Source organism: Pseudomonas sp. MONT-RG-20F-20-E-7-02, assembly GCF_022662395.1.
Lineage (GTDB): Bacteria > Pseudomonadota > Gammaproteobacteria > Pseudomonadales > Pseudomonadaceae > Aquipseudomonas.
The window spans coordinates 116,878-126,998 of sequence record NZ_JAKNQN010000002.1 but is presented as its reverse complement, the minus strand read 5'-3'; the positions used below and the strand labels follow the sequence as shown (position 1 = coordinate 126,998).

Sequence of the window (10,121 nt, the reverse complement as noted above, 5' to 3'; positions counted from 1 at the left end):
GACCTTACATGTGGGACGGCAGCGTTACCTTTGGTGATTCATGGGCGGGCTACATTGGCCGCGCGGATCAAAATACTGCCCACTCCCATGTCGCCATTCAGCTGTGCATCGGCGTGCACCAACCCGTGAAGCTGGAATTGCCCGGCCAGCTGATCCGCGCGGCCGGGGTGATCATCGGCCCCAATGTCGAGCACCGCGCGGTGGCCGACATTCACCCGGTGGCCTTTGTCTACATCAACCCCGACACGCCACTGGGCCGCGACCTCAAAGCCTTGCTTCATCACAATGGCATCGCCCTGGCCAGTGAGGAGATGCTCGAGTGTTTCCGCCGCACCAGCTCCCTGGCGCAGTTTGTCGAGGCGCTCGCGCGGTTGCTGGCAATGACGCCGCCCATCGATCAGCGCCTGTACAAGGCCTTGAACCTCCTGCGCCAGGACCGCGACGGTCCTGGTTCCGTCAGCCGCGCCGCCAACGCGGTCGGCCTGTCGAGCCCGCGCTTGCGCTGCGTGGCCACGCACCAGATGGGCGTTTCGCTGTCGCAATGGATCATCTGGAACAAACTCGAGCGCGCCTCCAAGTCCCTGGCGGCTGGCGCCAGCTTGTCGGACGCCGCCGCCGATGGCGGCTTCTCCGACCAGGCCCACCTGGCGCGCATGATGCGCCGCATGTTTGGCATGACGCCCCGCACCGCTGCCAAGGTTTTGCGCAAGACAAGCGTTTCGTTCAAGACGCAGTGATGTCAAAACGCCAATATCGATTGGATCTTATTCGCTGAAACGTTAAGCGCTGATTGCCTTCCCCCAAAGCACTTCAACGCCACCGCACGTGAATACAGAGTGTTCGCCAGGGGCATCCGTGCCTGGGATTCGGCGAAACGCAACGTTAATTCTTTCGATGAGTCCGCAGGAAGCGTCCTACATGTCAGAACCGCAAAAATTAACCGTCCTTCTCACGGGAGGATCAGGTGTGCTCGGTGAGTCCCTGATCGAGTGCCTGGCGCAGGATTTTCACCTGGTCTGCCTGGCGCGTAAAAGTCGCATTCGCCACCCGCAGGTCGAAGTCCTCAAAGGCGATATCTGCCGCCCTCGGCTAGGCTTGGACGCCGCCGATTATGAAGCGCTGCTCAAGCGCGTCGACTGGGTGATTCACGCTGCGGCCGTCACCCGTATGGATGGCGATGTCGACCAGATTTTCTCGGTGAATTACCTCGGCACCGAGAACGTCGTGAACTTTGTCCAGCAGGCCAAAGTGCCGCTTTACCACATCAGCACCGCCTTCACTCACCCATGCGATTACTACGAAGGCGTGCAGGCACAAACCCCGTACGAAGTGGCCAAGCGTCAGGCCGAAACCCTGGTGCGCTCGGCCGGCATTGACGTGTCGATCTTTCGCCCCTCGATCATCATCGGCGATTCGGGCAGTGGGCATATGCCCAACTTCCAGGGTTTTCACATGACCATGGGCCTGATGATGTCCGGCGTGCTGCCGATCGTGCCCTGCCCGCCTGCCGGCTATATCGACCTGATCGCTCGCGACGTCGCCGCACGGGCGATAGCCAATGCCTTGCGCCAGCGTTTGATCGGCAAGGACTACTTCCTCACCAGCGGCCCGCAAGCCCTGGACCTGACCGGCCTGCTGGACCTGATGTGCCAATCCATGGAAGCCCAGGGCAAAGCGTTCACGCGGCCACGCTGCATGGCGCCGGATATTTATGAACGCCTGATCCGCCCGGTGTTTCTGCCGGCGCTGACCGGCAATATCCAGGCCGCCCTGGGCCGCGCCAATCAACTGTGCCGCTATGCCTGCCTGCGCACACCGCTGCCTACCTCGTTGCCCGAGTTGCTCGGCGAAGCGGCGTTCAACGCACGGGATGTCAGCCGCGAATTGCTGCTGTCGCTCAATCACCTGGCGCCCAAGCTGGGTGCCCTGACGCGGATGCTCAAACAGCCGGCGCCGCCCTTTGCTGAGGCCTCCGTGGCATGAACCCGCTTCTTATCGACCCCGCAAGCGACGCCGAACAGATTGACCAGTATTTCCGCCAGCATGTGAATTCGGGCTACGCCCGCCTGGCCTCGCTGATGAACCTGCCCATCGAGCAGTCCAGCCAGGGCGTCTACATCTATGACAACAGAGGGCGCCAGTACCTGGATGCCGGCGGCTATGGGGTGTTCTTCCTCGGCCACGGCCACCCGGTCGTGGTGGAAGCCGTGACCCGGCAGCTGCAGCAGAACGCACTGGCCAGCAAATTGTTGCTCAACCCGCAACAGGCCTTGGCCGCTCAGGCCCTGGCCTCCCGCTGCCCCGGCAACCTGGACTATGTGTTCTTTTGCAACTCGGGCGCCGAAGCCACTGAAGCCGGGTTGAAACTGGCGCGCCTTAATGGCTGCCGTCGCACGCTGTCGACGCTTGGCGGTTTCCACGGCAAGACCCTCGGCGCCTTGGCCGTGACCGGCCGCGAAAGCTACCGCGAGCCGTTCAGTGGCCTGCTCAGTGAAAGCGCGTTCGTGCCCTTCGGCGACAGTGATGCGCTGGAACAGCAACTGCTGGCGTCGCCGGACAAAGCCTGTGTGATTCTCGAGCCGATCCAGGCCGAAGCCGGCGTGATCCTGCCACCGCCCGGTTACCTGACGCGTGTCCGCGAGCTGTGCGACCAATACGGCGCGCTGCTGATCATCGATGAAATCCAGTCCGGCCTGGGCCGCACCGGCCATTGGTGGGCCTGCGACCAGGAGCAGGTGGTGCCCGACATCATGCTGGTGGGCAAAAGCCTGTCCGGCGGCTGCGTACCGGTGAGTGCCATGGTTGCCAGCGCGGCGGTCTATGCGCCGTTCAACCGCAACCCCACGGTGCACACCTCGACCTTTGGTGCCAACCCGCTGGCCATGGCGGCCGTGCAGGCCACGTTGCAAGTGATGGTGCAGGAAGACCTGGTGCAGCGCGCCCGGCTGATGGGCCAGGACCTGCATGCGCGTTTCAGCGCCTTGCTGCAACAGATGGGCCTGACCGAGTGCGTGAAGCTGCGCAGCGCGGGCTTGCTGCTGGGCTTCGAGTTCAGCGACGCCTCGATTGCCGCAAACATGGTCATGGCGCTGATCGAGCAGCAAATCATCGTTTGCCACTCGCTCAATGATCACCGGGTCGTGCGGCTGACGCCGTCGCCGCTGCTGAACGCCCAGGACTGCAACTGGTTGATCGAGGGGTTCGCCCAGGCGCTCACCACTTCAGTTTCCACCCTTTGATTTTTGGAGTTACCCCATGCAGGAAGTCAATATCCAGGCGCACATTCCACACGCCTGCGCTGATGAAGTCTTTGCCGTGATCAGCGACTTCAGCAACTACGTCGAGCTGTGCGAATCGGTGCGCAATATCACCATCAAAAAGGTCAGCGACCAGGTGTCGTTCACCTCCTGGGAAGTCAACTTCCACAGCGGCATTCTCAAGTGGCAAGAGCGCGATACGTTCAACGCCGAGACCCGAGAGATCCATTTCGAACAACTGGCCGGCGATGTCGACCATTTCTCGGGCACCTGGCAAGTGCTGCCGGACGGCAAGGACTCGATCATCACCTTCAAGTCACGCTTTGACCTGGGCCTGCCGATGCTCGCCGACATGCTCGACCCCGTGGCCAAGACCGCCATTCGCGACAACATTAACTCGATCATCACCGGGTTGTTTCCCACAAGCTATGTGAGGCCCCAGCCATGACCCTGTCTCTGTTGAACCGCTCACGTGCAGTGCTGCACAACTACGCCCCAGGTTTTGACGCGCGTCTGGCGGACATTGCCTTCGCCGAACGTGAAGCACCGCACAGCGACGTCGTCGCCCTGTTCAAGCAACACGGCCCGGTCGGGCTGTTGGTCAACCGCGCCGGCGGCGGCCTGGGCGCGGGCATCCTCGATGCGGTGCATGTGCAGATCGCCCTGGGCGCGCGCTCGCCGTCGCTGGCCGTGGCCAGCACCATGCATCAATTCTCGGTGGCCAGCCTGTTGGCGCTGACCCAAAACGGCGGCGGCGCCGAAGGCCTGTTGCTGGCCGCCGTCGCGCAGAACCGCTTGTTGCTGTCCTCGGGCTTTGCCGAGGGCAACGCGGGCGCCGGCATCCTCGACTCGAACATGCAGGCAGTACAGACCCCGGAAGGCGTGCTGCTCAGCGGCAGCAAAAAGCCTTGCTGCCTCGGCCAGTCGATGGACTTGCTCACCGCCAGCTACTCCCGCCAGGGCGTGGACGGCGAAGAGTTGATGGTGGCGCTGATTCCCGCGAACGCGCCGGGCATCAGCCGGGCACCGTTCTGGCAAAACAGCGCGCTGGCCGCTGCCGAAAGCATCGAAGTGCGCCTCAACGAAGTGTTCGTGCCGGAGCGCATGGTGTTTTCCGCCGGTTACAAGCACCTGCTGGGCGATGTGCAAACCGTGGGTTTCATCTGGTTCGAGCTGTTGATTTGCGCATCCTACGTGGGTACCTGTGCCGGTCTGATCGAAACCGTGACCGACGCCGCGCGCTGGACTGCCCATCACCGCGTCGACCTGGCCGCCCACCTGCAATTGGCGATCACCGCCTTGGAAGGCGCGGCGCTGGATGTGGAACGCAACCCGCACGACCTGCACACCGTGCTCGCCCGCCTGTTGCTGGTGCGCTATGGCATCGAACAACTGCTCAACCAGCTGTCGGACGAAGCCCACGCGATGCTCGGGGGCATGGCGTTTATCACCAGCAACCAGAGTTCGAATTGGTTGATGGCCTGCCGTGGCCTGCAATTTCACCCGCCGGCGAAGATCTCGATGGCGACCAACCTCGACTGCTACTTGTCCCAATCCACCTTCAGCATCGCCGGAGTGAAACCATGAACCTGCTCGGAAAAACCATTGTCATCAGCGGCTGTGCACGTGGCCTGGGCCATGCCGCCGCGCACAAGCTCAAGGGGCAAGGCGCCACGGTGATCGGCCTGGACATCCTGGAACCGCAGGAACTGGGGCTGCTCGACGGGTTTTATCAAGTCGACCTGTGTGACCGCAGGGCGTTGGCCCAGGTGATCACTGCCATCAGCACTGACTTCGGTGACATCGACATTCTGGTCAATAACGCCGGCACCCTGACCCTGGAGCGTGGCGAAACCGGCGTGACGGACGAAGTCACCCGCGCGGTGGACGTAAACCTGTTCGCGCCGTGGCAACTGGTCGCCGGCTTCTTGCCGGGACTGCTGCGCAAACGCGGCAAGGTGGTGAATGTGTCGTCGCTGTTCGCCCTGGTCAATGCGCCGTATGTGGCCGCGTATGCCGCCAGCAAACGCGCGCTGAGTGCGTATTCCGACGTGCTGCGCATGCAGTATCGCGGGCAGCTCGATGTGGTCACGGTGTACCCGGGGTTCATCGACACCGCGATCCATTTGCCCGCCCAGCGCGTGGGCCTGTCGGTCAAGCGCCTGGTGACCTTCATGTGGGGCGACAAGACCTTGCTGTCGCTGGAAGAAAAGCTCGATGCCGCCGCCGACGGCCTGGTGCGCGCCTGCCGCAAAGACGGCCTGCGCAACCGTGGCCTGACCTTCATGGGCACCCTGGCCATGTACACCGCGCGCATTGCGCCGAGTGTGGTCGACGCCTTTATCGCCTTGCGCCTGCGCACGCTGACACGCGGTGGGCACCTGGCGCTCAAACCTGAACTGATCGAGTAACGCGCAGCCAATGGCCAGACAACTGCACGCCAAGCCCCAGGTTCGCCTCGACCGCGCGTTGTTCAAGGCGCACACGGGCGAGTCTTTGTTGATCATCGGTTACGCCCTGTGCCTGTACCTGCTGCCACTCGCGCTGTTTGTGTGGGTGGCGAACACAACGTCCAGCCTGTGGGTGGTGCTGCTGTGCGCGCCACTCTGGGTGATGGCCGGATACGGGATGTTTCTGCAAGCGATCCTTGGGCATGAAGGCTTTCACTTCAACCTGAGCCGTAACCCGATGCACAGCTGTTACCTGGGCATCTTCACCAGTTCGATGCTGCCGGGGTTTTGCGTGACCGGTTACTTCGTCGACCACTGGCAGCACCACCGCTTCAGCAACAGCGCAAACGACCCGGATTACCGGCACTTCTCGCGCTATCGCACCTTGCTGAGCCGCATCGCGCTGTCACGTTTGCTCGCCACCTCGAACTACCTGCAAGCCACCTTGCGCCTGGCGTTCGGCCCGCTGATCAGCCCCTCGCCGCTGCCTTTGAGCGCGGCGCAGGTTCAACACTTGGCGCGCTGCAATATCGCCTGCCAGCTGGGTTGGCTCGGTGTGTACGCGCTGGCCTTGTGGCAGGTCGACGGGTTGCTGCTGGGGTTTGGCCTGAGCCTAGCGGTGGCGTTTCTGGTGTCGGCCTTTAATGCTTACCAGGAACATGCCTTCAGCGCAGACGATGAACAGCCGCCCGCGCGTTCGCGCACGTCGCGCCTGTGCACCTTCATGCATGCCGGCGCGAACTTTCACCTGGAGCATCACTTTTACCCTGCCGTGCCGTGCTGGCGCCTGCCCAAGGTGCACCGGCAACTGCTCGACGCCGGCTGGTACGCCGACCGGCAGCACCTGCTGGAAAAAAACTTCGTTGCGTCCTTCAAGTACGCCACCCGCCGCCACCCTTACCGTGGAGACACGGTGAACGACTGAACACACACCCTAAATTTCCCAATGGATTGACCGCCTGAAACTACAGGCTGCAGGAGCATGTATGCCGTTTGAAATTGATAGCCACATTGAAGCCGAACGCGCGCAGTTATTCGGCCACCCGCTGTTTGCCAACATCCGCACCGTTGAAGACGTACGCACCTTGATGGAATTCCACGTGTTCGCCGTGTGGGATTTCATGACCTTGCTCAAGCGCATCCAGCGCGACCTCACCTGCGTCGAGCTGCCGTGGGTGCCGCCGGTGCACATCACCGCTGCGCGCTTGATCAATGAAATCGTGGTGGGTGAAGAAACCGACGAACACCCGGGCGGCGGGTTTATCAGCCACCTGGACCTGTACCTCACCGCCATGGATGAAATCGGCGCCGACAGCTCGGTGTTCCGGCGCTTCCTCGCCGCGATCCAGGCCAAGGTGCCGCTGGCCAAGGCGCTCAACGATCGCGAGATCCCGCTGGCGGCCAAGGTGTTCATGTGCCAGACCCTCGATGTCGCCCAACACGGCTCTACCGAAGCGGTGCTGGCGTACTTCTTTTTTGGCCGTGAAGACATCATTCCCGACATGTTCGGGCGCCTGCTCTCGCAATGGTCGGTGAGTGAGACCGAAGTGCCGATGCTCACCTATTACCTCAAGCGCCACATCGAAATGGACGGCGACGAGCATGGCCCGGCCGCCAAACGCATCATCGGCGAAATCGTCACCACGCCCGAGCAACACCAACACATGATCGACAGCGCCAGGACCGCGATCAACTCCCGCATCGACCTGTGGGACGGCGTGCACCATTTCCTCCAGGAGAAAGCCCAACACACCACGGAACGCCCTGTGCGCCGGGTTGCACACAGTTTCTGAGCCGCGCATGAACACAGGGAGCAAGACATGACCAAAGGCAAGCTAATCAAACTCACTCTGTGCACTGTCGTGGTCGGGGGGTTGCTGCTGCTCGGCTGGCAGCGCTGGCAGTACTCCAGCGCCTACGTCAGCACCGACAACGCGGAGCTGGATGGGGTGATTATTCCGGTGCGGGCCAAGCTGTCAGGCGTGGTGATGAGCGTGCCGGTGATGGACAACGTCACCGTGGAAAGCGGCGACTTGCTGTTTCAGATACGCGACAGCGAATACCAATACCAGGTGCAGCAGCGCGAAGCACAATGGCAAGCCCTGCTCGCCGCCGCCGGGCGCAGCGGCAGCCCGGGGGCGCTGGACAGCCAGATCCTCGGCGCGGTCGCCATGCGCCAAGCTGCGCAGGCGGCCCTGGCGCAATCGAGCGCTAACCTTGAGCAGGCGCGCAATGACTACCAGCGCGCCCGTCGCCTCGGCGCCCAAGGTGTGTTGAGCACCCAGGACCTGGAACTGGCCAAGGCGCGTTTCGACGCGCTGAGCCATGCCCAGGAAGCCGCGCGCAGTAACGCCCAGGCGGCGGCGCAAAGCACCTTGGCCAACAAGGCCGAACTCAAGGTGCAGGACTACCGCATCGCGGCGGCGCAAGCCGAGTTGGAGCAGGCCCGGATCAAGCTGCACGACGCCCGCCAGACCGCGCCGGTGCGCAGCATCGTGTCGAAAAAAGAGGTGGAGCCCGGCCAGTTCGTGGTCGCCGGCCAGAAGCTCTTGAGCCTGATCGCCACCGAGCCGCTGTGGATTACCGCCAACTTCAAGGAAACCCAAGTCGGCCGCGTGCGCGTCGGCCAGCACGCCAAGGTCACCGTGGACGCGTTCCCTGGCCAGGCCTTCGACGGCGTGGTCGAAAGCCTGGCCCCGGCCACCGGGGCCAAGTTCTCGTTGCTGCCGCAGGAAAACGCCACGGGCAACTTCACCAAGGTGGTGCAGCGCGTCCAGGTGCGGATCGCCCTCACCGACGTGCCGGCTGACTACAAGCCCTTGTTGAGCCCCGGCATGAGCGCCTTCGTCGAAGTCGCCACGCCACGCAGCGGCAGCCAGACGTTATGAGGTCGCCGTACCTGATTGCGTTCACGGTGACGCTGGTATCGATGATGGAGTTGCTCGACGTGACCATCGTCAACGTCGCCATTCCCAGCCTGATGGGCACCTATGGGGCGTCGGTGGATGAGATCTCGTGGGTCTCCACCGGTTACGTGGTGGCCAACGTGGTGATCCTGCCGGTCAGCGGCTGGTTGTCCGCCTGGTTTGGGCGGCGCCGCTACTACCTGGTGTCCACCGCGGTGTTTGTGCTGGCGTCGGTGGGCTGCGCGTTTTCCGCCGAGCTGTGGCAACTGGTGGCCTTTCGCGTGCTGCAAGGCCTGGCGGGCGGCGGGTTGCTGGGGATCTCCCAGGCGATCATCTACGACGTGTTCCCCAAGGAAAAGGTCAGCAGCGGCATGGCGCTGTACGGCGTCGGCGTGATGATGGGGCCGACCTTGGGGCCGACGGTCGGTGGCTACCTGATCGACACCTTGTCATGGCATTGGATCTTTTTGATCAACGTGCCCATCGGGGCCGTGGCGCTGTTGCTGTGCTGGTTGTGCATCGGCGATTCGGTCAACGAGCAAAAACCCAGCAGCGTCGACTACAGCGGTTTCTGCCTGTTGGCCCTGGGGGTTGGCAGCCTGCAGATCCTGCTGGAACGCGGCGAGCATTGGGACTGGATGGAGTCCAACTGGACGGTGGCCTGCCTGTTGCTCAGCAGCTTCAGCCTGGTGGGGTTTTTCTGGTGGGAACGGCGTGCGGCCAACCCAATCGTCAACGTTGCGCTGTTTCACAACCGCGAGTTCCTGATGGGCTGCATCTGCGCGTTTTGCGTGGGTTTCGGGCTGTACAGCACCTTATTCATGGTGCCGCTGTTCTTGCAGACGTTGTTGGCGCAAAGCGCCTACCAGAGCGGGCTGGTGATTTTCCCCGGCGCGGTGGCCAGCGCCATCAGCACCTTGGTGATCGGCAAGCTGTCCCAGGAAAACAAGATCGACGAGCGCGTGTTCGTGACCTTGGGCATCGTCATGTACTGCTACGCGATGTTCCTGCACACCCAGTTCACCCTCGACAGCAACCCGGACACGCTGTACTGGCCGCTGGTGATTCGTGGCCTGGGCCTGGGCATGATCTTCGTGCCGCTGACCAACCTGGCCATGCGCCGGCTGCCGCTGACGCTGATCTCCGGCGCCTCGGGCGTGCTCAACCTGATGCGCCAGCTGGGCGGCAGCGTCGGCATCGCCATCGCTGCCACCTTGCTCACGCGGTTCTCGTGGGAACGCTATCGCTTGCTCTCCGAGCACGTGACCGAATCCAGCCTGATCGCCAATGGCTGGGGCGGCGTGGAATCCAACCCGCTGTTCCTGTCCCTGGGCCTGGCCAGCCATCAACAAGCGTTGGCCTTGATGCCTTATCTGCAAGCGCGCGAACAGGCGCAAATGCTCGCCTTCAGCATGCTGTTCGGCACCTTGGGCGCGGTCATGGCCATCGGCATACCCATGGTGCTGATGATGCGCAGAAGCACCCTCAGCCGATAATTTTTTTGTGGA

The 10,121-nt window shown here is 62.8% G+C and carries 10 protein-coding genes; all 10 read left to right on the top strand.

The genetic code is table 11. The features are described from left to right. The first annotated feature begins 8 nt into the window (after nt 1–8). The 10 genes from L8I05_RS05985 to L8I05_RS05940 all read left to right on the top strand — a co-directional run bounded on the left by L8I05_RS05985 (nt 9) and on the right by L8I05_RS05940 (nt 10,109). Complete coding sequence (locus L8I05_RS05985) at nt 9–737, top strand: AraC family transcriptional regulator (protein ID WP_242167562.1); 729 nt, start codon at nt 9–11, stop codon at nt 735–737. 181 nt (nt 738–918) lie between these two features. Continuing rightward, nucleotides 919–1,983, top strand: a complete 1,065-nt coding sequence (locus tag L8I05_RS05980) for an SDR family oxidoreductase (RefSeq protein ID WP_277933996.1) — start codon at nt 919–921, stop codon at nt 1,981–1,983. Next, nucleotides 1,980–3,239 (top strand): aminotransferase class III-fold pyridoxal phosphate-dependent enzyme, encoded by a 1,260-nt coding sequence (locus L8I05_RS05975; protein WP_242167560.1) that lies wholly within the window; start codon nt 1,980–1,982, stop codon nt 3,237–3,239. The genes L8I05_RS05980 and L8I05_RS05975 overlap by 4 nt, the downstream gene beginning before the upstream one ends. 16 nt (nt 3,240–3,255) lie before the next feature. Further along, a complete protein-coding gene (locus tag L8I05_RS05970; RefSeq protein WP_242167559.1) occupies nt 3,256–3,705 on the top strand; it encodes an SRPBCC family protein in 450 nt (149 codons plus the stop codon). Beyond that, nucleotides 3,702–4,844, top strand: coding sequence for an acyl-CoA dehydrogenase (locus tag L8I05_RS05965; RefSeq protein ID WP_242167558.1), 1,143 nt, complete (start codon nt 3,702–3,704; stop codon nt 4,842–4,844). Before L8I05_RS05970 ends, L8I05_RS05965 begins: the two co-directional genes overlap by 4 nt. After that, nucleotides 4,841–5,668, top strand: a complete 828-nt coding sequence (locus L8I05_RS05960) for an SDR family NAD(P)-dependent oxidoreductase (protein ID WP_159956762.1) — start codon at nt 4,841–4,843, stop codon at nt 5,666–5,668. The genes L8I05_RS05965 and L8I05_RS05960 overlap by 4 nt, the downstream gene beginning before the upstream one ends. Nucleotides 5,669–5,678: 10 nt before the next feature. After that, nucleotides 5,679–6,632 (top strand): fatty acid desaturase, encoded by a 954-nt coding sequence (locus L8I05_RS05955; RefSeq protein WP_242167557.1) that lies wholly within the window; start codon nt 5,679–5,681, stop codon nt 6,630–6,632. Between the two features lie 61 nt (nt 6,633–6,693). Beyond that, on the top strand, nt 6,694–7,500 hold the full coding sequence (locus tag L8I05_RS05950; protein WP_242167556.1) for a DUF3050 domain-containing protein: 807 nt from the start codon (nt 6,694–6,696) through the stop codon (nt 7,498–7,500). 27 nt (nt 7,501–7,527) lie between these two features. Next, nucleotides 7,528–8,595 (top strand): HlyD family secretion protein, encoded by a 1,068-nt coding sequence (locus L8I05_RS05945; RefSeq protein WP_177018895.1) that lies wholly within the window; start codon nt 7,528–7,530, stop codon nt 8,593–8,595. Beyond that, entirely contained in the window at nt 8,592–10,109 is a 1,518-nt protein-coding gene (locus L8I05_RS05940; protein WP_159956770.1) for a DHA2 family efflux MFS transporter permease subunit, read from the top strand. Before L8I05_RS05945 ends, L8I05_RS05940 begins: the two co-directional genes overlap by 4 nt. Nucleotides 10,110–10,121 lie beyond the last annotated feature (12 nt).

What these genes read in the sequence shown, in the direction of transcription:
- L8I05_RS05945 (WP_177018895.1), top strand. Translation starts at nt 7,528, where the DNA reads ATGACCAAAGGCAAGCTAATCAAACTCACTCTGTGCACTGTCGTGGTC.
- L8I05_RS05965 (WP_242167558.1), top strand. Translation starts at nt 3,702, where the DNA reads ATGACCCTGTCTCTGTTGAACCGCTCACGTGCAGTGCTGCACAACTAC.
- L8I05_RS05955 (WP_242167557.1), top strand. Translation starts at nt 5,679, where the DNA reads ATGGCCAGACAACTGCACGCCAAGCCCCAGGTTCGCCTCGACCGCGCG.
- L8I05_RS05985 (WP_242167562.1), top strand. Translation starts at nt 9, where the DNA reads ATGTGGGACGGCAGCGTTACCTTTGGTGATTCATGGGCGGGCTACATT.
- L8I05_RS05970 (WP_242167559.1), top strand. Translation starts at nt 3,256, where the DNA reads ATGCAGGAAGTCAATATCCAGGCGCACATTCCACACGCCTGCGCTGAT.
- L8I05_RS05975 (WP_242167560.1), top strand. Translation starts at nt 1,980, where the DNA reads ATGAACCCGCTTCTTATCGACCCCGCAAGCGACGCCGAACAGATTGAC.
- L8I05_RS05980 (WP_277933996.1), top strand. Translation starts at nt 919, where the DNA reads ATGTCAGAACCGCAAAAATTAACCGTCCTTCTCACGGGAGGATCAGGT.
- L8I05_RS05950 (WP_242167556.1), top strand. Translation starts at nt 6,694, where the DNA reads ATGCCGTTTGAAATTGATAGCCACATTGAAGCCGAACGCGCGCAGTTA.
- L8I05_RS05940 (WP_159956770.1), top strand. Translation starts at nt 8,592, where the DNA reads ATGAGGTCGCCGTACCTGATTGCGTTCACGGTGACGCTGGTATCGATG.
- L8I05_RS05960 (WP_159956762.1), top strand. Translation starts at nt 4,841, where the DNA reads ATGAACCTGCTCGGAAAAACCATTGTCATCAGCGGCTGTGCACGTGGC.